The organism is Mucilaginibacter corticis, from assembly GCF_007558865.1.
Lineage (GTDB): Bacteria > Bacteroidota > Bacteroidia > Sphingobacteriales > Sphingobacteriaceae > Mucilaginibacter > Mucilaginibacter corticis.
Genome location: NZ_VLPK01000001.1, coordinates 1,403,517 through 1,424,996, shown reverse-complemented (window position 1 = coordinate 1,424,996; position 21,480 = coordinate 1,403,517). Strand labels below are relative to the sequence as shown.

16 protein-coding genes are annotated in these 21,480 nt (G+C 41.8%); 5 read left to right on the top strand and 11 right to left on the bottom strand.

Features of this window, described 5'->3' with window-relative positions; genetic code table 11:
• Positions 1 to 10: 10 nt before the first annotated feature.
• Positions 11 to 457, bottom strand: coding sequence for a DUF1569 domain-containing protein (locus tag FO440_RS06130; RefSeq protein WP_144247329.1), 447 nt, complete (start codon positions 455 to 457; stop codon positions 11 to 13).
• Positions 458 to 605: 148 nt separating this feature from the next.
• On the opposite strand from FO440_RS06130, the gene FO440_RS06125 reads away from it, so the two are divergent.
• Entirely contained in the window at positions 606 to 2,657 is a 2,052-nt protein-coding gene (locus FO440_RS06125; protein ID WP_144247328.1) for a hypothetical protein, read from the top strand.
• Positions 2,658 to 2,689: 32 nt separating this feature from the next.
• Here the strand turns inward: FO440_RS06125 and FO440_RS06120 are convergent, their stop codons facing one another.
• The 10 genes from FO440_RS06120 to FO440_RS06075 form a co-directional block, all read right to left on the bottom strand.
• On the bottom strand, positions 2,690 to 3,460 hold the full coding sequence (locus tag FO440_RS06120; RefSeq protein ID WP_144247327.1) for a ThuA domain-containing protein: 771 nt from the start codon (positions 3,458 to 3,460) through the stop codon (positions 2,690 to 2,692).
• Between the two features lie 27 nt (positions 3,461 to 3,487).
• Positions 3,488 to 4,813, bottom strand: a complete 1,326-nt coding sequence (locus FO440_RS06115) for a glycoside hydrolase family 71/99-like protein (RefSeq protein ID WP_246104180.1) — start codon at positions 4,811 to 4,813, stop codon at positions 3,488 to 3,490.
• Between the two features lie 85 nt (positions 4,814 to 4,898).
• Positions 4,899 to 6,668, bottom strand: coding sequence for an SMP-30/gluconolactonase/LRE family protein (locus FO440_RS06110; protein WP_144247326.1), 1,770 nt, complete (start codon positions 6,666 to 6,668; stop codon positions 4,899 to 4,901).
• Between the two features lie 186 nt (positions 6,669 to 6,854).
• On the bottom strand, positions 6,855 to 8,918 hold the full coding sequence (locus FO440_RS06105; RefSeq protein WP_144247325.1) for a hypothetical protein: 2,064 nt from the start codon (positions 8,916 to 8,918) through the stop codon (positions 6,855 to 6,857).
• A gap of 378 nt (positions 8,919 to 9,296) precedes the next feature.
• Complete coding sequence (locus tag FO440_RS06100; RefSeq protein WP_144247324.1) at positions 9,297 to 9,965, bottom strand: response regulator transcription factor; 669 nt, start codon at positions 9,963 to 9,965, stop codon at positions 9,297 to 9,299.
• Between the two features lie 46 nt (positions 9,966 to 10,011).
• The gene (locus FO440_RS06095) at positions 10,012 to 10,752 is read right to left on the bottom strand and encodes a sensor histidine kinase (protein ID WP_144247323.1); all 741 of its coding nucleotides are present in this window, start codon (positions 10,750 to 10,752) and stop codon (positions 10,012 to 10,014) included.
• A gap of 34 nt (positions 10,753 to 10,786) precedes the next feature.
• Positions 10,787 to 11,431 (bottom strand): hypothetical protein, encoded by a 645-nt coding sequence (locus tag FO440_RS06090; RefSeq protein ID WP_144247322.1) that lies wholly within the window; start codon positions 11,429 to 11,431, stop codon positions 10,787 to 10,789.
• A 41-nt stretch (positions 11,432 to 11,472) separates the two neighbouring features.
• Positions 11,473 to 11,976 (bottom strand): hypothetical protein, encoded by a 504-nt coding sequence (locus FO440_RS06085; RefSeq protein WP_144247321.1) that lies wholly within the window; start codon positions 11,974 to 11,976, stop codon positions 11,473 to 11,475.
• A 319-nt stretch (positions 11,977 to 12,295) separates the two neighbouring features.
• On the bottom strand, positions 12,296 to 13,237 hold the full coding sequence (locus FO440_RS06080) for a collagen-like protein (protein ID WP_144247320.1): 942 nt from the start codon (positions 13,235 to 13,237) through the stop codon (positions 12,296 to 12,298).
• A 289-nt stretch (positions 13,238 to 13,526) separates the two neighbouring features.
• Positions 13,527 to 14,339 (bottom strand): hypothetical protein, encoded by an 813-nt coding sequence (locus tag FO440_RS06075; RefSeq protein WP_144247319.1) that lies wholly within the window; start codon positions 14,337 to 14,339, stop codon positions 13,527 to 13,529.
• A gap of 194 nt (positions 14,340 to 14,533) precedes the next feature.
• Here FO440_RS06075 and FO440_RS06070 point away from each other — a divergent pair, with 194 nt between their 5' ends.
• From FO440_RS06070 to FO440_RS06055, 4 genes are all read left to right on the top strand, one after another.
• Positions 14,534 to 15,091, top strand: coding sequence for a sigma-70 family RNA polymerase sigma factor (locus tag FO440_RS06070; protein ID WP_144247318.1), 558 nt, complete (start codon positions 14,534 to 14,536; stop codon positions 15,089 to 15,091).
• Between the two features lie 230 nt (positions 15,092 to 15,321).
• Positions 15,322 to 16,305: a FecR family protein gene (locus tag FO440_RS06065; protein WP_144247317.1), complete on the top strand. Its 984-nt coding sequence runs from the start codon at positions 15,322 to 15,324 to the stop codon at positions 16,303 to 16,305.
• A 144-nt stretch (positions 16,306 to 16,449) separates the two neighbouring features.
• Positions 16,450 to 19,800: a SusC/RagA family TonB-linked outer membrane protein gene (locus FO440_RS06060; RefSeq protein ID WP_144247316.1), complete on the top strand. Its 3,351-nt coding sequence runs from the start codon at positions 16,450 to 16,452 to the stop codon at positions 19,798 to 19,800.
• 26 nt (positions 19,801 to 19,826) lie between these two features.
• The gene (locus FO440_RS06055) at positions 19,827 to 21,437 is read left to right on the top strand and encodes a SusD/RagB family nutrient-binding outer membrane lipoprotein (protein ID WP_144247315.1); all 1,611 of its coding nucleotides are present in this window, start codon (positions 19,827 to 19,829) and stop codon (positions 21,435 to 21,437) included.
• Positions 21,438 to 21,480 lie beyond the last annotated feature (43 nt).

Sequence of the window (21,480 nt, the reverse complement as noted above, 5' to 3'; positions counted from 1 at the left end):
GCCTTTTTGTTTAACTGTTAAACTGCCTTAAGTGATGATCTGTATGCTTGTAGGCCAGGCAGCCAACTTGTTCTTTGGTCATCTTCCCGAAGAACCAATGCACAAATTCGGGTTGGTTATAATTACCATATTCCCCGATCAAGGTAATCCATTTATCGCGTTCGTCTAATACGTTTCCAGCAATCTGTTGTACTTTAAAGCTGCGGTTGGTTGGGGCGTTCTTACCCATGGGTGCATCGTCCTTAGTCAAATTCTTTAACGCTATTTTACCAAATATCCTGCCGATAAACTGGCGCGGGTAAACGGTCTTGCCTAAATACATCTCTTCGCAAAGGGTGCAATGTTTCAGCATCTGGTATATATTCATTTTACCCCATTGCGGTACGCTGTTTTGATTAAGGGTTTGGATCCTGGTTATCAGTTCGTCGCGGGTTTCTTTGTCGAATATTGTTTTCATTGCTTTAATATGATAACAAACTTAACAGATAAAACGTAATAAGCACAGGGTTATTCCGGACGATTTAAAGGGTTAAATGCGCCATCAAATGGACGTTCCAAACAATAAATCGTTAATAATTTCGTCCCCCATAAAATTAATTTACTGATTGAAAAAGCAGACTTACAGGTTTTATATTTTCTTAATGCTGATAGCTTGTACTATCACTTATTCAAACCATTTCCAAAACGGCTTTCATTTTGATGATTCGCATACGATAGAGAACAATGCCTACATCCGTAATATTCATAACATCCCTTTGTTTTTTACAGATGGTAGTACCAGCAGCTCGTTGCCACAAAATCAGGCTTACCGCCCGTTGGTAACCACATCGCTGGCGTTTGATTATTGGTTAGGCGGCGGCTATTATTACTTTTTCTTCCACTTGTCTTCATTTATACTTTTCCTGTTACAGGGAATACTTATGGCCAGGTTTATGCGGAAACTGTTTAACATTACCGTATCCGATGATGATAACACTAATGCGCTTATTGCTATAATAGCAGCAACGCTTTACCTGTTACACCCGGCCATAGCCGAAACCATAAATTATGTAATTGCACGGTCTGATCTGCAATCTACGTTCGCGGTGGTAGCAGCATTTGCCTTGTATCAATATTCGGCAATAAGCCGTAAGTTTTATTTGTATTTAATACCGGTAATTATCGGTGCTTTTGCCAAGCCTCCGTCCATCATGTTCGCGCCTATATTTTTTGTTTACCTACTTCTTTTTGAGGAACAATTGGGCATTGCCGATATATTTAAACCAAGCAGGTTTAAACAGGTGTTTGCAGTTATAAAAAAGGCGGCCCCGGCTTTTGTCGCCTGTGTTTTTATGTATTGGCTGATTAACAAGTTAACCCCCCAAAGCTGGCAGCCGGGTGGTACCGCTCCATTACAATATTTGATAACACAGCCTTTTGTTATTGCACATTATTTCTGCATGTTTTTTGTGCCGAATGCGTTAAGTGCCGACTCGGATTGGGGCCTGCTGCCCGACATCGCTGACTGGCGTTTTTTTGTTGGTTCGGCTTTTGTTTTGGCGATGTTGGTTATCGCTGTTATCACGTCTCAAAAGAAGTTGTTGCGGCCCATCAGTTTTGGTATTTTGTGGTTCTTTTTGGCATTGGTGCCATCGTCAAGTGTTGTTCCATTAGGCGAGGTTTTGAATGATCACCGGATGTATTTTCCTTTTGTGGGATTGCTAATCAGCGTAAGCTGGACTATTGCCCTGATAGCTAAAAAACTTGCACCTGTTATTGCAAAGCAACTGCCAGCATATAAAACAATATTCGCGGTGTTGTTAGGCTTGTTGTTAACCACCTATGCCTACGGTACCTGGCAGCGTAATGAGGTTTGGCATGACGAGGAAAGTCTTTGGCATGATGTCGCCATAAAAAGCCCGAAAAACGGCCGCGGATTAATGAACTACGGTCTAAGCAAAATGGCCGCCGGGGACTATGTTACTGCCGATATTTATTACCAGCGCGCGTTAAAACTATTACCCAACTATTTTAGCTTGTACATTAATATAGCCATTTTAAAAGCGGCCACGGGGCATATTGATGAGGCCGAGACCTATTTTAAAAAAGGGCTTTGGCTTGGCAGCGCTTATCCTGACTCTTATATATTTTACGCGCGCTTTTTAAATAGCCAGGGGCATTACCTGGAGGCTATCACTAATCTGCAAAAAGCCATTAGTTTGTCGGCGGGAGATCTATTTGCGCATTCTCTGCTGATGGAAGCTTATCAAAATACCGATAATTGGAACGAGTTAAGAAAAGAAGCCTTAGCTACCCTGCAACTTGCGCCGGACAACGCGGACGCTAAAAGCTATCTGGAAGCAGCCAAAAACAAAAAAAGCAAAATAGATGTGGAGGCAGAAAAGATAAAAGCATCGCCAACGGCCGAAAAATATTTAGAATTAAGCCTGTTGTATTACAATGCCGGCAGGTTTAAACAGTGTATTGAAACCAGTTACGAAGCCATCAAACTGAAAAGCAACTTCCCTGAAGCTTATAATAATATTTGCGCATCATACAACAAATTACAGCAATGGGACAATGCAATAACAGCCGGAAAAAAAGGACTGGCTTTGAGCCCCAATTTCCAGCTGTTAAAAAATAATATGCAGGAGGCGTATAGTCATTTGCAGAAATAGTACTGAATTAACTCGCCTGTTAATATCACTATCTATTTCTTACCTATGGCGTATTTTATACCGCCAAGTATATGTTTCAAATAAAGCGGATCGGCGTATGATTCATCTGTATGGCCCAGCTCTGTATAGAAAGCACGGCCGCCATCGTACTCATGGTACCAGGCCATAGGGTGGTCGCCCATTTTAAGGTCTGGATTTTGCTGATCGTAACTGCTTTCGTCAATTTTTAGCAATACGTGCAGGTCAGTCGCCATCCATTTAAACGAGTACCATTCGTCTTTTCTTTTCCATTCTTTTGGTAAAAAGCTGGTAGCAATGTTTGACGGATCAACCACATCAATTATGGCTTCCTGTTGCGCAGGGTGTCCTTTAAAATAAGCCCCAGAAAGGTTGCCATACCACTGCCAGTCGTAACAGCAATCAGTTGCGGCGTGGATGCCTACATAGCCACCACCTTGTTCTATATATTTCATCAGGGCAGTTTTTTGGTCTTCGGTAAACAACTGGTTACTCATACCGGTAGTGCTTAAAAACACAATAGCTGCATATTGCTTTAAATTATCAATAGTAAATTTTGAGGCATCGGTAGTAGTATCCACATCAAAATTGTTTTCAGCGCCTAATTTTATAATGGCGGTATTGCCTACTGCAATTGATGAATGATGGAATCCCCTGGTTTTACTAAATACCAATACTTTGGGTTTGGGCTTTGCCATTAGGCTTGCGCCGGTTAACAGCATAATAACAGCAATAACGCCCGACAGGCGGAAGATGCTTTTTAAGTTGATTGATGGTGTTGTCATATTTTCCGGATTTTTAATAAGTATATTTTAAAGTTGTGGCTTTTTAAAGGTAAGTGGCTTTTCTTTTCGCAGCATTTTTGCGGCCTCGCCTGTTAATTTTAAATAAAGATCTGACGGTTTACCCTCAAGTCCCAAAAACATAGTGGGCGATCCCTCAGGCATTACCGGTGGATTATCTGTCACCTTAAATATGGCAGTACCCTCATTGATCTCATCAAACATGGCTACGTAAAGCATTTGCGCGCCGGCCTTCATAGCTGTTGACAGCATCTGCCAGTAAAAGCGCCCGCCTTCGCGCGGAATAGAACCTACTGGTTTAATATCATCCGGAAATTCGCGGCGGCTTACATTGTGCCAGCTAAAACCGGGATAGACACAGGGTACATATTCTAATTTGTTATCGGCACACCATTTCATGTCATCCATGATATCGTCACGGTAGCGGTCCATATCGTTATGTAATAGCGGTGAATAACGCTGAACGCTCCACGGTAAAACAATATCACATTGTTTTATAATATCATGTAAATAAGGATCGGGCAAGCAATCGGCCCTTAGGGTACGCCATGCATTCGGTACACCCAGCATGATCTCGCAATCGCCATAAACAGGGTCATTCTTTAAAAAGTCTATTAAGCGTTCCAGGCCAATGTTACGGATGTTATAAGGGCGGTCAGGAAAACCAACTCCCCAGATAGCTACTATTGGTTTACCATTTTCATGCAGATAGGTTTTTGCGCCGGACTGGTTGGTTACTTTTATTTCATCAACCAGGTATTTCCAGTCTTCTATTATTGATGAGCAGTCTTCGCCCGAAGCAGCAAGGCCCGATAGATCATACATAACCGCGATAGCTCTTTTATATTTAGAGGCAGCCTCAAACTCATTCCTGATAACGGTTGATCCTTTCAACGTTCTGTTCTCTTTTTTTGCATTGTTAAAAAAGCGCTGAACAAATACGCCATCAATACCATATTGCTGCATCCATTTAAAATGCAGGTCTACCGAACTTTGATCATAAGAGCTAAAAAAGCGAGCTGATTGGCCGTTACCCAACTTAAATGGCGTTTGATAAGTTTTTTCATATTCGCGCACATCAGGCCACAGGTCAATACCCGAACTATTTTCGTCTCCGTAAGCATATTGCCTTGAATTACTGCCATCGCCCTCTGCCCTGAACCATCCCTGGTAACCCGCCATAATAAGGCCTTTGTATGTAAGGTACATTGTCTTTTTGCTGTGCTTAGCTTGTATCGTTCGCAATTTTGGCGCTTGGGCATTAGCATCCGGCTTAAAAACAGCAATTAATAAAACAATCAGGATCGGCTTTAAAAATTTTAGCAAGGTGGGCATATTATTACGGTTAAAATGGGATTATGCAAATAAAGCTGTTATAATGTTTTGACACGGCAGGTAACTTAATTTTTACGGGTGATGTTTAACGGTCAAGCTGTGCGGTGACAGGTTTAAATGGCGCGGCAAATGCGTTTGCCCCTTTTACGCCAACCTTGCGCCGGTAAACTTTGTCCTTACAGGTAACGTACATGATATCAAAATTGGGGCCGCCAAAACACATATTGGCAGGTCCGTTGCCCTGCGGTACAGGTATAATAGATATTACGCGGCCTATCTCGTCCATCACCTGTATGCCTAAACGGGTAACCGCGTAAACACGGTTATTTTGATCGCATTTCATGCCGTCGGCACCGGCATTGTTTGCATTGTCGGGCATATGCAGCCAGCCATAATGCTGTTTATTGGTTAAGGTGCCGTCAGGCTTAATCTGGTAAACCCAGATCCAATGGGTTGTAGTTTCGGCAACATATAGTTGTGTTTGGTCGGCACTAAGCGTTAGGCCGTTAGCATATCTTAATCCTTCATCAACTACTGTTTTTTCACCAGTGGGCTTGATCAGGTAGATCTTGGCAGGTTTGTCATCACCGTCGGGTGCGGTTACGTAAATATTGCCGTTGTGTGCAACGGTTAAGTCGTTACAAGCAATACCGTCAGCAACAACGCTTTCTTTATTGTCTTTATCATAGCTTAAAACCTGGTTGGTGGCCGTAGCCGCCGTATAGCGTTTTCCGTCCGGGCCAAAGGCAGTTCCGCCTGCCTTTTTTGAGTCTATCTTAAGTTGTGTCAGTTTACCGTTTACATCAACTTTGTAGGTTTTGCCATTGGGGATATCCTGGTAAAAAACCTCTCCCGCGGCGTTTACACCGGTTCCTTCGGCAAAACCGTAGCCCTGACCAACCAGTTCCCAATCCTCACCCGGAATGGTGATAGTACTGGTAAATGCATTTTTAGAAATTCCTTTGGCAACAGGTTTGGGATAATCTTTCCATAAAAAGCGCATAGCTTCAGGGAAAATGGCGGTAGCCTGTACGCCATCATGGCCGCCTTCGCCCCAGGCATGAGCCACTTCATAACCGGCATATTGCAACGCTCTTTCCATCAATTGAGCGGTTATCCACCAATCGCCTACGTAATTGTTAAGGTCGTGCGTGCCATCCTGCAAAAATATGCGTAATGGTTTAGGCTCATATTTCCTGATCAGGGTAGGATAACGTTCAGCACCGCGGAAGCCGACATACGTACCAATCGAGCTGAAGATCCTTGAAAACTGATCAGGCCGTTCCCATGCCACAGTGAACGCACAAACCGCGCCGCTGCTTGAACCGCCGATAGCGCGGTCGTTCCCGTTTTTTGATAGCAGGATGGGTTTACCATCCCTGGTCTTTTGTTTCTCTACTTCGGGCAAAAGCTCATTTAGTAAAAAATTGACGTAAGTATCGCCAATGCTATCATACTCGTAGCTGCGGTTATTGCGGTTGTTGGCCGTATTGCCGTCATCGGCCATCACCGTGCCCGGCTGAATAAAAACAGCAATGGTTACCGGCATTTCTTTTTTATAGATCAGGTTGTCAAAAACGGTGGGGGCCTTAAACTGGATGCCGTCCTGGTTTACATATAAGCACGCCGGTTTTTTGCCATCGTATTCGGCAGGTACATAGATCCAGTAGTTACGCGTAGTACCCGGGAATATTTTTGAGTTGGAAAATTTTAACTGGATAAGCTCGCCTTTTGGTACACCGGGATGTTCGACAGAGGCAGAATCGACCGGGTAATTTTGAGCAGGTGCCTGCGCAAATACGCAAGTTTGCAAAACGAAAAATGCGGCGAAAAGCAATGCTTTAGCGTTGGTCATTTTAATTTTTGTCTGGTAGGTTTTAATGTATTGGTTATCAAATATATAAAAATAGACAACATTAAAATGTTTTTTGCATAGGCTTAATATAGATGGGTGGTAAAGAAAAAATCCTGCCGGAGTGAGGTTAACTTAATAACCATACCCCAGGCAGGATGCACTAATCAACTATAAACAAAACTATCGTCACTTTTTAGCTTGTTGCAAGCAGATGATCTGCTCGGTATAGCTATAATTGTTTGTCCATTGGCTGTCATATATAGTTTTCTCGTAAGCCGTTAATGAGATCTTACCGCAAGGCGATGTAGTGCCGGCTGTTAAGAAGGCAAACGAGTCTGAAATGTTAGACGTACCGCTAACCGAACCACCAAAGCTGCTCACTAATGAATAACTTAACAGATGAGCATCATTTACAGAATATGAGCCGGTGATCACATCGCCAACCTTGTAGTGCGAGCAATCGCCCAGGTCATCGATCTGCAAATTAATAACCGGCGCGATATTATCCATCTGAATAAACTTGGTAAACACACCTGCAACACCTGCAATTTCAAGCTCAAGCTTTAACAGATCATTGGTGCCCGGGCTAAACCTGGCCAATACGTTATCGGTGTTTTTATCAAACGTTTGGTAGTTATAATAAAAATCTACCGGATCGGCCTGTACTATAGTATACTGTACATACGGTGGTACCATTAACCAGCCAACAACCACAAAATCATTATTAATGTAGTAGGTAGCCAGCGTACTCATATTGGTTACTTTGATGCGGTATTTTTTACCAACAAATGATGGCCCCTGGATAACAACAATCCCGCCAAACGGACTGTAGTCATTAACCGCTGCCTGGTTAAGCGCGAATTTTGCACCCGGGATGGTCAAGCCGTCAACATCGCTGATCTTATCAACCGGGATACCACCAAGGATATTAAAGATCGGCTCTACTATACTTGTGTTAGCACCCGGTTTAACCTGGATATAAGCATCCATTCGGTTGCCCCAATATTCCAGTTCGTCGGCATCTGTGGTTGACGGAGTTGCGTTCCATGAAAGCACAGCGCGGATCTTAACAACCTCAGGATGGGTGCATAGTTTACGCACTTTATTAAAATCGTACGGAAGTACAGCAGCGTATGAGATCCCCTCTTTAGGGATATTGTTAATATCGTGCACGTTTACAGATGTGGTGCCCAGGTATTCCCATTTGCAATTGTTTCCCCAGTCGGCCCAAAATGCTACGTATTCAAGGCTGCCGCTGCTGCATAGGTTGCCTGAATAACCAATAGGCCTTTTTACCCTGAAACTGGCTACAAATTGCTCTAAGTTATAATCAAGGCCCAGGCTTTCAAGTTGCTCATAAGCAATATCAGCATTGGTTTGCTCAAGCTCATTGATGATGGTGCCAAAGTCGACACCCAGTTTGTTCCAGGTTTCAATACTGCTGGCAATGGTAACCGAGTTATAGCTTTTTAAAACAGGCAACACATATGGTAAGCCATATCTTGCAGGCGATACCAACGCTGTTTCTTTGTATAAATTTGCGAGGGCGCTTAGCTCAAGCGGTTGTGTGCCATAGGCCGATTTTGATTGGCTTAAAGCCAGCTCGCCACCAGGAACCAGTTTTGCTGCGTCGGCTATTTTCAAATTGGGGTGCGATACGGTAAGCTCAACCAACTGGTTAAATGCAGGGTTTGAAATGATAAACTCTTTATAGGGTTTTATCTGGATAAAATCATCAACCGTATTGCCCCAGATCGAGGTGTAATTAGGGTCGTTGGCAGGCGGGATCTTGTTCCACTCAAGTACCGCTCTTACCCTTGGCAATACATGGATACTACACTTATTTGCCTTAGGTACAATTTTTAGCGATGCAGAATAGCTCAAGGGCTTTTCAGGATGCTTTTTGCAATCAACCCCGGTAGGTATATCGTGCTCATTTACGGCGGTGTATCCCTGGTCTTCCCAGCCGGTGCCGTAGTTAATATAAAAGCGTACAAATGCGTATGAGCCATCTGTACAAAGATTGCCGTTATAGCCATAATCTTTTTTGGTAGCTATAATTGCTTCCAGCAAATGTATATCAGGATTGTAAGATACAGACCTGATCTCCTCGTAAAAAGTATTACCGGAATAGGCAACTACTTTTTCTTTAAGATTAGCAAAAGCCTTTGCTGTTGTTGGATGACTTAAGGAATGTAAAGCATTGAAACTACTCCTTAAGATCTGAAGGTGTTGTTCGTTCTCGTTCATGATCTTGAATATTTATATCGGCCGGGTAACCGGTCAAATTTTTTCTTGCCTACTCATTTTTCCCCTTTCGGCTTCCGGGTCTGCGCTCTAAATGTTTACTGATTTAAGCATACCCAAAGCTATGGTGGTATGAGGGCCTATTTGAGAGGAGTAGTACCTGATATGACTGCGTAGTTCTACGTAAATTTTAGAGGAGCTAATACGTGTGGCGTTGTATATCAATGATATACGGCGAGGTGTGGATATTGACCAAAAGGAGATATAGCCGGAAAGAGCCTAAATAAAGGGCTTTAAAGGCAACACGATATCAGATAACTTATGAAGTAAGTCTTAACACATTCCTGCAAAAGGTAAAAGAATAATTAAAACCGGCAGGTTTTAATACAGCACATCTTCTTCTTTAATGATATTGTTTTTTAGAGCGAAGATCACAACCCCGGCAATGTTTTTAGCCTGGATCTTTTCAAGGATCTTTACCCGGTAACCCTCAACCGTGCGTTTACTTAAGTAGATCTTGTCGGCAATTTGCTGTGTTGTTTGTTGCTGGCAGATCATTTGGATAATGGTCTTTTCGCGGTCGTTCAATACAATTTTGGGCTCGTTAAAAGGACTGAACTTGCTGCGTACGATCATGGTGGCCAGCCTTGATGATGTTTGGGCGCAATAGTAGTTTTTATTTTGATAAACGTTTACAACAGCGTCAATGATCTCATCTTTATGCGCATTTTTTAGCAGGTAACCTTTAGCGCCGGCCTCAAGCATTTCAATGATCAGGTTTTCCTCATCAAACATGGATAAGGCGATAATGCCGGTATGGGGGTGCGCTGATAGGATCTGCCTTGTGCTTTGGATCCCATCCAAAATAGGCATGCGGATATCTGTCAATACAATATCCGGGTTTTCGCGGTTTACAATTTCAAGCAATTGCTGGCCATTTAACGCCCGGCCAAGAACGTTAAAGCCCTGGTGTTTGGATAGCATTAGCGCCAGGCCATCCAAAAAGATCTCATGGTCGTCAGCAATTACAATATTGATATTATAATACATGAGCCTGGTGATTTGAGGGTTAAATTTTTACCAAAAATAGCATAAATTATGAATTGGGCATCTTTATAATAATTTTACAACCCTGGTTTTTAGCCGTTATGATTTTTAGGGTAGCATCAATCATCTCGCACCTGTTCTCCATACTTTTTAAACCAAGCCCGCCAGATCCGTCACGGATATCATCCAGATTAAAGCCCTTGCCGTTATCTTCTGATATTAAAAACAAGCCATCGGGCTTTTTAGCAATGACCAATTTAAGGTTTGAGGCACCCGAGTGCTTAATGGCGTTATGTATAATTTCCTGTATGATCCTGAACAGGTGGATCTCTATATCTTTTGGTACGAATGTGTCTTCGGTAGTTTCAAAATCAATTTTAAGCGGATGCCGGCTTGCTAAACGCGATATAAATTCCCTGACCACCATAGGCAGGTCATTTCGGGCAAGGCTGCTGGGCAGTAAATTATAAGATATCTCGCGCAGGTTCTTAATGGTTTCGTCAATAAAGCTGGAAGCCTTATCAAGCGATTCCTTATCCGTATCATCACTTACAGATATGCTGTGCATATATAATTTTACGGTAGAAAGCATGGGGCCGAGGCTATCGTGCAGATCATTAGCTATGCGCTTGCGTTCCAATTCCTGGATCATGATCTGCGCCTGTACCCTGTCTTTTTGCAGCTGCATGTATTTTTTATTATAACGGATCACTGATACCACAAAAAAAACGATCACGATAGCGATCAGTAATGCTGTGATGATAGCCGTGTAAAATATTTTATCTGCCATACCGCAATATTATGCCATTGTAGATATACACTATTTATTGTTCGCTTAAGTATTGATTATATACGTCTTCTTTCTTAGCAGTAATAATAAAAATAGCAACCGCATACATCACATTTGTAAAAAAGTTATTATAGCTGTTCCCAAAAATAATTTTATCGGCTATGGTTGATTCTCCTGATCCAATATAATAAGCTGCCTCGTAAAGAATCTGATAGAGGAAAAAAATAATAAACCCCAGGCAAATAATAAACCTGGGGTTTTTAAATAATGGCTCATCGTGGTTAAACATCATCGAGTTGATCTGGTTCACACTTAACAGTACAATTACAAACGCATAAAAAACCCTAAAGTACGGGGTCCATGTGTTTATGTTTAAAAACACAATATGTTCTATCATCCAGAAAACAACACAGGCCACAGCTATGAAAATAAAGCGCCGGCGGTATTTGGCGGAGCTTTTCCATACGTATAGCTGGTATAAAATGATGCAGCACTCTATCAGGCTATAAACCTTTACGTCTGCTGCATTACCTGTCTTAAACTTTTCTATAAGAATAAAACTTACCAATTCTGATAAGAGACCTAATAATAAAAATATAAAAAATGGATAATATACTTTGTTTAATCTTTTAATGCGTACAGCACCTATAATGATGGGTATCAGTATAGATCCACTCATTAAAAAGTTTAATACATTATTATCCATTTGCAGAATTTATATCAATTAGGGCTGCATAAAGTTGGGCAACGCTGGCCGGCCTCAAGCGCTATAGCCGGTGCCGAATTTTTTGTAAATTTCATAACCTGTCCGTCATCGCCGGTGATGTCTTTGCCTTTTTCGTCGGTGGCTACCAATACCAGGTTTACAAACCCGTTTTTGCTGTCCTGGCCTAAATAAATGCGTATGCCTTGCGCGCCGGGTTGATTTAATAAGGCTGCAATCGCGTCGCGGTTAAATTGTTCGGCTATTGGCAGGTTAAAGCTTTTAGTAAGATAACCGGTGTCTCTTACCTGTCTGTCTAAGCCAAGCCGTCCAACCTTATAGGTTGATACATACTGCGCCGCTGTTTTAATTGAAATGATGTGTACCTGTGCTTTCTCTTTGTTATAAGGTATTTGCTGTTGTGAGCCATCATCAACAGGCGGCTGTTGCCTGCATTGAGAGAACATCAAGGTAATACCAAGCATAGTGCCTGTTAAAATTAAGGTTTTTAAAGTTTTCATAATTTTGGAGGGTTTAGTTATTAATTATTGTTTAAGTTGATATTTTACAGTTAGTAATAGGTATAAGCACGCTTTCAATAGCGTGGTTTATTGTAGCATAAAGTAAAGGTTAATAATATTTTATTAATAGCGAAATTACACTTTAAAATATGCGTACTTATACGTATTGATTTATAAACAGATACAATTATTTTACAACCCTTTTTTGCAAGGAAAAACAAGATGGATATCATAAAATACTTATACAACAAAAAAGGCGTGGCCGCCGGCCACACCCCTTCATTAATTGTGATGGTTGTTTTAGTATTATGATGATTGCTTAATCGTTTATCCTGTAATATTTTCTTACGGCTTCATAATTGTTCAGATCAACATGGTTGGTGGCCGCAACCTTTACACCGCCGGGTATTATGATATAACGGTATTGTAAAAGCGTAGATAAGTTAACAGAATTTGAGTTATCAGCAGTAAAGCGGGTGATAATGAAATGCCCTAAACGAGGCAGGTACGATATAGTATTTAATTTATTACCCGCATAGCTTGTATACGGTAATGCATAAACACCGCCACCAAAAGTAAAGTATACTTGCACCTGCCCGTTGTCTAATATCGCTTGTGTAAGTTTTGGCGCTGCCAGATCAGCAGCATGTAATGCGCTGTTATCAGCAGTGGTATCCCTAAAATTTGTGGCATAGTTCCAGCCTGAATATTGAACATTGGCTGTGCCTGCAGGTCCTTGCAATGATGTTGCCGGTCCCCAGCCCGCACCTGTTTTTGGTCCGTACAATAAATAGCTGGTATTATCCAGGTAAAAATCGCCTGTTTTGCCTAACGCTGCCGACGGTACACCTGCCCCGCTTAAAACAGAGTTGCCAGCTGCACCCGTTGCGCCAGTTGCCCCGGTAGCACCCGTTGCACCAGTAGCACCTGTTGCTCCGGTAGCGCCTGCGGGTCCAACAAGCGAGAATCCTGATCCCCAGCCCGCGTCAGTTTTAGGGCCATAAAGCAAACCGTTGCTTGAGTTAAGGTAATAATCGCCTTTTGCGCCGGTTGTCGCCGCCGGGGCTGTAATGCCGCTGTAGATCACACTTCCGTTTTGGCCATTAGCCCCGGCAGGTCCTGCAGGGCCAACCGCTCCCTGGGCTCCCTGTGCGCCTGTTGCTCCGGTTGAACCCTGCGGCCCAACGGCCCCATCTTTTCCGCATGATGCAAATACTGCTATAATTACTAACAGCATAAATAAGTAGTTTAATTTTTTCATGTCCTTAATTTTTAAGTTTTGTTTAAAATTTGTTTAGTTGAAAGCGCGTTTTGTTTTGTCTTTCTGATGATTCAAAATTGACCAATAACGACATGCTAAAAGGCAGGGCTTCTACCTGATTTGGATGTGTAGAAGTACCGAAATGCTGAGCGTAGAATTAGCAGGAAAGATGCGTGTTTGTACGCATCAATGCGGATTTGATGACTGAAATATGTCTTGAAAGTACTGTAACAGCACAAAAAAACCGCCTGCATCTGCAGGCGGTTTTACAATCGCTTAATAAAGCTCTTTAATTAGTTTCAGTGTAGTGAAGCCTTAATCGGTTATTAGTGAATAAGGTATTGATTGACACTTTTTCTGAGATAAACCATAATGCTAATAATGTGCAGTAACTACCGCCGCGCTCTATCCACTCAAATGCCATGTAGTGCGGGTAAAAAAGTTCACTGGCAATTTTCCAAACCAGCACAATAAATAATATGGATCTTAAAGGACGCATCAGGATAGTAAAAGCTGCTGCTATTTCAAATATGCCAACAATATGGGCAACCTGTAGTGGGTTAGCAAAGCCTATATTCGTATACTGCGTAAGCAATCCTTTCTTACCGATCAGGTTTAACCAGCCGTGGCCTGCGAGTAGTAAAAAAACGACTATGCGCAAACAAGTGATAACGTTTACAAGAGTTGGTTCATCTATTTTAACTGTAGGTTTCATTGGTTTAAATAGATCACGAAAGCTGTTGATCCCACCGGATAGGAGGATCAGGGCTAACGGTGCGCCGAAGTTTCCCGCGCGTTCTATCAGTTCGGCAAAGGGTTCGCCGGATAACGGGCGCAACGATGCGGTTACTATCCCCCATATAACCAGCCACAAGGCAATTGCTCTTATCGGGTAGATCAGCATGATAATACCCAATAAAATATCAAAGCCACCCAATATAGGCATAAGTTTATAGGCCATTGTTTTGCCTATGCCAAATACGGCAAAATAGTTACACCAGATAGGTTTGGTAATAATGCCAAAAGCGCCATGGCCAACAAAACACATAACCACACCCAGGCGCAGCGTGTAGTGCAGTTTTTGCTCAAGTGAAAAATTCATAACAATAATATAACTGGTCTTTATGCTATTTAAGCGCTTTAAAATCGCCAAAGCTGCGATCAGGAGATAAAGTTATCTCTTAAACCGAAATATACAAACGCTAATTTATACTTGCCTACCAAATGTGTAGATTTAATGTGTGTCTAATGCTTATTCATTAATTTTATGTTATATTCGTTTTAAAATAAAACTTTGTGAGTAATATTCAATTACTTGAGGATGACGATCTAACCCGGCTTTTACGGACCGGGGATGAACCGGCATTTACAGAGATCTATAACCGTTATTGGGATAAACTATACATACAGGCGCACCGGTTATTAAAGGACACCGAAGCCGCCGAAGAGATAGTTCAGGATGTTTTTTTGATGTTGTGGAAAAAACGTGAGGAACTCAATATCCAGTCTCTTAAATGCTATATGGCAGCCATGACGCGTTACTCGGTTTACCGCTACATATCAAAAGATAAAAAAACCAAACAGCAGGAAAACATCATCGGCATGATAACTGCCGAAGCCATAGACGAAACCGATATCGATAATAAACTGCTACTTGAGATAATCACCGAACTATCCAACAAACTCCCTGAAAAGTGCCGCTTGGTGTTTCAATACAACAAACTGCAGGATCAATCATTGTCTGACGTTGCCGAGCAGCTAAACATCTCACAAAAAACTGCCGAAGGCCATCTAACCAAAGCTTTACGGGTTATCAGGGCCAACCTGGGTAACGTGGCCAACTTTCTGTTTTAACAGCCATTAATACGTGCAAAATGTAGATAAGTGATCCATTTGAAAATATGGATCGCCGATGTTTACATGTTATTTATACCCACAACGACGCCATTATCAGCTTAAACCTCCCCATAATTTGGCATAACATGCAACCGCGTTGATTTAATTTCAAAAAAAATCATTTTACACCAAGGGTATTTGGTATTGTATATACTCTATAGTATTAAATAGGGTTATAGAAGTCCAAGATGAGTACAAATGAATTAAAACGACTGGCACAAAAGTATTTTGCCGGAACAGCATCAACTGAAGAGAAGCAAATGCTTCATCAATGGTATGATGAAACCAATAACGGGTGGGTTGAAACTGTAGACACAAACACCACCGAAACCGAGCAGCAGCTTAAGCAACGTATTTTCCGCGATCTGCAAAAACGGATGATGCTTGAAAAAGCCGAACCTAAAGTTATAAGCCGCAGCTTTAATGTAAAACGCCTGCTATGGCAAGCGGCATCAGTAGCTGCCATATTAATAATTGGCTTTTTTGTAATACGCCCTGCTGATCATAAAGAAATTACGGCAGAGAAACACATTGTAAGCGCGCCTGCAAACAAAGTGATCAGCGTGGTATTGCCTGATGGTTCAAAAGTTTGGCTTAACGCGGGGTCTGTATTTAAATATCCGAAAACATTTAGTGCTAAGGTGCGCGAGGTTGAACTGTCAGAAGGACGCGCGTTTTTTGACATCAAACACATGGATGATCATCCGTTTGTGGTAAAAACAAAAAACTTAAACGTTACCGTACTTGGAACATCATTCGATGTGCGCTCTTACAAACGCGAGGGAACTACTAAGGTTAGTGTAGTTACAGGTAAGGTAGGTATTACCATACCAAGCCAGCCGGCTAAGCCTGCCATCATGTTGGTGGCACGCGAAGAGGTGATCATTAACCCGGCAACCAAATACCTGGTTAAAGAGCCTGTGCGCGAAAGCGTGGTTAACCTGTGGTGCAAAAATGTGCTTGTTTTTGATCAGGAAAACCTGGCCAATGTATTTAAGGCTATCGAGAAAAAATATAATACCAAAATTTCTGTAGACAATAAAGACCTTCTGAATGAACGTATTTCTATTACGTTGGGTAACCAACGCCTGGACACCATTATGGAAATACTAAGCTTTACCAAACACTTTAACTATAAAATGGCCAATGACAGCACAGTAGTAGTAAAATAACCTGTTCTTGATCGTAGTAGCTACGAAAAGAAAAAACCGGGAACATTAGATGCCCCCGGAATGAGATTAGCCGGCTGGATACATGCTTGAGACCCATAAACAGCAGCGGCTTAGTTTAATAACAGTATTTAAACCATTACAAATATGAAGAATTTTTACGGCAAATTATTGCCCATACTTCGAAAATGCATGCGCATTACTACAATTATAATTGGAATCCAGGTTTGTTGTACAGCGTTATTTGCGGCAAAAGGCACGCGCGCGCAAGAGATGAACCTGAACATGGACAAAGCCAGTGTTAAACAGGTATTTAAACGCATTGAACAGCAGGCCAGTGTTACTTTTGTTTATGATGCTCAAATTATCAATAGTATCCCGGCTTTAACGCTGCACATTACCAAACAACCGCTTGCAGAAGTATTAACCCAATTACAGCAACAAACCCAATTGCAGTTTAAATTGGTTGGTAATTATATTGGTGTTGCACAAAGCCAAAGCACTATGCCTGTGTTAAGCCTTGCCAAGACAGATGATGCAAAATCAACCATAAAAATTACCGGGGTTGTAAGAGATGCCAGCGGACAGCCATTGCCGGGTGTCAGCGTTATGTTAAAGGGCACCCAATCAGGCACGCAAACGGATGTTAACGGACAGTTTAACATTGATGCCAATGTTGGGGATGTGTTGACATTTAATTATATAGGCTATCTTAAAAAAGAGGTTACCATTGCTTCGCCGGCTGCATTGAGTATCTTGCTTGATGAAGACTCGAAACAACTAAGTGAGGTTGTAGTAACCGCTTTAGGTATTAAAAAAGAACGTAAAGCATTAGGTTATTCGGTTACGGAAGTAAAGGGCGATGAGCTTACCCAGGCCCGCGAACCAAACGTAATGAATTCATTAGAAGGTAAAGTGGCCGGTTTGAACGTCACACCCACTGCAGGTGGTCCGGGTTCTTCGTCAAACGTTATTATCCGTGGTGTTTCCAGCTTAACCCAAACCACGCAGCCATTATATGTAGTTAATGGTGTACCAATGGAAAATAGCCCTAATAGCGCTATAGGCTCTCAATATGATAACCAGCCTGACCTTGGTGATGCGATTGGTAACCTTAACCCTGATGATATAGAAACAATATCGGTACTAAAAGGTGCGGCGGCATCTGCGCTATATGGCTATCGTGGTAAGGCAGGTGTTATATTGATCACTACAAAAAGCGGAAAAGGTAATGGCATAGAGTTTAACTCAAATTATGTTGCAGAAACTGTTGTAAACTCAACTAACTGGCAATACGTTTACGGCCAGGGTGCAAATGGAACTAAACCGGCTGATGCGCTTACCGCGTTTCAATCAGGCCAGTCAAGCTGGGGCGCTAAGTTAGATGGTTCAAACGTAATACAGTTTGACGGTGTATCACGTCCTTACATAGCACAAAAAAATAATATCGACAATTTTTACCGTACCGGTGGCACAGCTACCAATACCATTGCTTTTAACAAAAGCTTTGATGGGGGCTCTATCCGTTTTTCAGCCAGTGATTTAACAAACAGGGCTATCACCCCAAATTCAGGGTTAAACAGGCAAACATTTAATTTAACTGCTAATTATAATATCACCAAACATTTAACAATTGACGTTAGAAACAATTATATCTTAGAACAAGCTCATAACAGGCCTTTCCTTAATGATGGCCCGGGCAACTCAAACTTTAACGTAGCACTGTTACCTACCAGTGTTGATGTTAATGTGCTAAAGAAAGCTGTAAACGCTGATGGCTCTGAATATGGATATTCAGGCAATACATTTGCAACCAACCCATGGTTTGCTGCCGAAAAATTTATCAATAATACTAATCGTGAAAGGCTAATCTCATCGGCTAGCTTACGCTACAGCTTCGATGACGGATACTTTATACAAGGCCGTGCAGGCAGAGATGCTTATAATGACAGGTACACAGGTGTTGTGCCAACAGGTACCGCTTACCGCCCAGCAGGCTCAATAGAAGAAAAAAGCAATAATTTTTCTGATATAAATACGGATATATTATTAGGTAAAACTTACAAAGCGGGCGATTTAACTATCATACCTAACATTGGAGGAAGCTATCGTCGCACTAAATCAGAATTATTTGATCTGACAGGTAATGGATTCATTGTGCCAAATGTTTACGTTATATCAAACATTGCACAGCCTAATCCGGCAAAATATACACCTTCTGATTTGGAGGTAGAATCATTATACGGAACACTGGAGTTTGATTATAAAAGCTATTTATACATAACAGGATCTGTCAGAAACGACTGGTATTCATCATTGGCTACACCCGGTAATAATACAAACCCGTTAAACAAGCTATATCCATCAGTAAACGGATCATTTGTTTTCTCTGAATTTGTAAAAAATGATTGGTTGAGCTTTGGCAAATTACGTGTTGGTTTTGCACAGGTAGGCCAGGCGACAAGCCCTTACCAAACGCAGTTAGCTTACAACTTTAATGGTTCTGTAAATTCAAGCCCAATAGGTATTGTTGACAATATAAATATTCCAAACAGCACCTTAGTAGCATCATTAGCTACAGAGCTTGAAATTGGTACAGAATTACGTTTTTTTGCTGATAGGTTAAACTTAGATGTAACCTGGTATAACAAAAACTCAAAAGACGAAATTGTAAATGCGCCGGCATCAATTGCTTCTGGGTATGGTGGTGCGGTATTAAATATTGGCCGGTTACAAAACCGTGGTGTTGAAGCATTAATTACAGGTATACCAGTTAAAACGGAGAAATTTAGCTGGACAACCTCCCTTAACGGATCAATCAATAATAACAAAGTTGTTTCATTAGCTGCAGGCCAACCTTCATTATTAGTTGCTACCTCTCGCAGCGGCAATGCATTTACCCAAGATCTAATTGGTCTTCCTATTGACCAGATCATGGCTTTTGATTATAAGCGTGATGCCAGCGGCAACATTATGAAAGACGCCAGTGGTATACCGCTGCAAGGCGATCTGAAAGCATATGGTTCTGCTTATGGCAAATGGGTTGCCGGTTGGAATAACTCATTTACCTTTGACAAATTCAATCTGTCATTCTTAATTGATGGCAAGTTTGGCGGTAAAATATTTTCTGCTACTGATTACTATGGTTATGTATTAGGTTTACATAAAGCTACGCTTGACAACCGCGAAACCTTAGGTAACACGGCATCAACATATTACTCAACCCTTGCAAATAACGTTTCAAGCCTCTTTGTTCAAAATGCCAGTTTCATTAAACTGCGCCAGGTAACATTTGGTTATGCTTTACCTAACAACTTATTTCATGGTGCTGTAAAATCGGCATCAATAAGTCTGGTAGCGCGTAATCTGTTTTACCTGTCGAAAAAAACAGACAATATAGATCCTGAAGCTGATTACAGCTTTAATGCTGCCGGCCTTGAATTAGGTGGTGTGCCTTCAACCAGGACCTATGGATTGAACCTAAGCGTTAAGTTCTAATATTAACTACTACTAATCTTATTAAGATGAAAAAGATATTAAAATATACATCACTTGCTTTGGCGGGTGTACTATTTACTACGGGGTGTAGAAAAGATTTTCAAAAAATTAATACCAATCCCTCTACATATAATCAATCTACTTTTGACCCTAATTACTTGTTAACAGCCGCACAGTTAGGTTATTCCGGAAGCGCTGATTTTAGCTATGACACATGGCGTGCCAATCTAATTTATTGTTCTACTATGATGCAGGGCTTTTCAACCGTTATAAGCTATTGGGCCGGCGATAAATATATTCTGAACGCGGGTTATACCGCTGCTTACTGGGGTTTTGCGGGCGGCCCGCCAACCGGTGGCGATGGCGCTTATGCAGAACAGGTTAAGCCTATAGTTGATGTAGTACAATCAACAGACGGTAAAGCACAGTATAAAAACCTTCACCAGATAGCCCGGATCATGAAAGCGCTTATTTTTGAGCGTATTACTGACCTTTACGGGGATGTTCCGTATTCGCAGGCCGGCCTGGGTTATTATGACAAAACTTATTTCCCGGTTTATGATAAACAACAGGCTATTTATACCGACCTGTTGAAAGAAGTATCTGATGCTACTACGCAATTAGACCCTGCGGCTGATAAGCCTACAGGCGATAAATACTACAAAGGTGATATTCCGTCATGGAAAAAATTTGGTAATACTTTGTTGTTGCGTATTGCTATGCGTTTAAGCAAAGTTGACCCAGCAACAGCAAAAACATATGTTCAAAAAGCAATTGGTAATACTATGGCCAGCAATGCTGACGATGCTGCTTTTTTTGGCGATGCAGGTGGTGGCCGTACTACGGTTAACCGTAACAGTCAGATCTTATTAGGTGATGGGGGACAGGAAAACTATTATACCCGCTGGTCAAAAACGTTTATTGATTTCCTGAAAAATAACAATGATCCGCGTTTGTCAAAAATAGCTGTAACCAATTTATATGTTGATGACGCTACCAAAACTCAAAATACAGCTGCTAACTCAAGTGCTGCGGCGCAAAAAGGTATGCCTAACGGTAAAGACCTAAGTGGTGTGGCTGCGCAGGATGTTCGCCAGGATCCAAGTTTTACAAAATTTACTGATTACTCTTCACCCGCTCCTGCATTAATAAAAAGAAACGGCCCTACATTTGTTTTAACTTATGCAGAATCAGAGCTTTTATGGGCTGATGCCGCCGAGCGTTTCGGCCTGGGTGGCAATGCTGCCCAGCATTATCATGATGGCGTAGTTAATGCCATGACTTACCTAAGCGAATATGATCCCGCTGCAGCCGTTTCTTCTACGGATGCTGAAGCCTATATGACTGCTCATCCTTACGTATCGGCTAATGGTTTAGAAATGATCAATACGCAATATTGGGCGCTAACTAATACCATGCTTGATTTTTACGAAAACTGGTCAAACTGGCGCAGATCAGGTTTCCCGGTTTTAACACCTGTTAATTATCCGGGAAATAATACCGGTGGTACAATTCCGCGCCGTTTCCCTTACCCGGTTACAGAGGCAGGATCAAATACTGCAAATTATAACGCGGCGCACAACTCGATAGAAGGTGGCGACGTGCTAACGTCACGTGTTTGGTGGGATTCCAAATAGTGTTTGATTGATGGGTCCCCGCTGTTTACGGCGGGGATTTTTT

Excerpts from the sequence above, each read along its gene's own strand:
- FO440_RS06130 (WP_144247329.1), bottom strand. The coding sequence starts at position 457 with ATGAAAACAATATTCGACAAAGAAACCCGCGACGAACTGATAACCAGG.
- FO440_RS06120 (WP_144247327.1), bottom strand. The coding sequence starts at position 3,460 with ATGACAACACCATCAATCAACTTAAAAAGCATCTTCCGCCTGTCGGGC.
- FO440_RS06115 (WP_246104180.1), bottom strand. The coding sequence starts at position 4,813 with ATGCCCACCTTGCTAAAATTTTTAAAGCCGATCCTGATTGTTTTATTA.
- FO440_RS06110 (WP_144247326.1), bottom strand. The coding sequence starts at position 6,668 with ATGACCAACGCTAAAGCATTGCTTTTCGCCGCATTTTTCGTTTTGCAA.
- FO440_RS06105 (WP_144247325.1), bottom strand. The coding sequence starts at position 8,918 with ATGAACGAGAACGAACAACACCTTCAGATCTTAAGGAGTAGTTTCAAT.
- FO440_RS06100 (WP_144247324.1), bottom strand. The coding sequence starts at position 9,965 with ATGTATTATAATATCAATATTGTAATTGCTGACGACCATGAGATCTTT.
- FO440_RS06095 (WP_144247323.1), bottom strand. The coding sequence starts at position 10,752 with ATGGCAGATAAAATATTTTACACGGCTATCATCACAGCATTACTGATC.
- FO440_RS06090 (WP_144247322.1), bottom strand. The coding sequence starts at position 11,431 with ATGAGTGGATCTATACTGATACCCATCATTATAGGTGCTGTACGCATT.
- FO440_RS06085 (WP_144247321.1), bottom strand. The coding sequence starts at position 11,976 with ATGAAAACTTTAAAAACCTTAATTTTAACAGGCACTATGCTTGGTATT.
- FO440_RS06080 (WP_144247320.1), bottom strand. The coding sequence starts at position 13,237 with ATGAAAAAATTAAACTACTTATTTATGCTGTTAGTAATTATAGCAGTA.
- FO440_RS06075 (WP_144247319.1), bottom strand. The coding sequence starts at position 14,339 with ATGAATTTTTCACTTGAGCAAAAACTGCACTACACGCTGCGCCTGGGT.
- FO440_RS06065 (WP_144247317.1), top strand. The coding sequence starts at position 15,322 with ATGAGTACAAATGAATTAAAACGACTGGCACAAAAGTATTTTGCCGGA.
- FO440_RS06060 (WP_144247316.1), top strand. The coding sequence starts at position 16,450 with ATGAAGAATTTTTACGGCAAATTATTGCCCATACTTCGAAAATGCATG.
- FO440_RS06055 (WP_144247315.1), top strand. The coding sequence starts at position 19,827 with ATGAAAAAGATATTAAAATATACATCACTTGCTTTGGCGGGTGTACTA.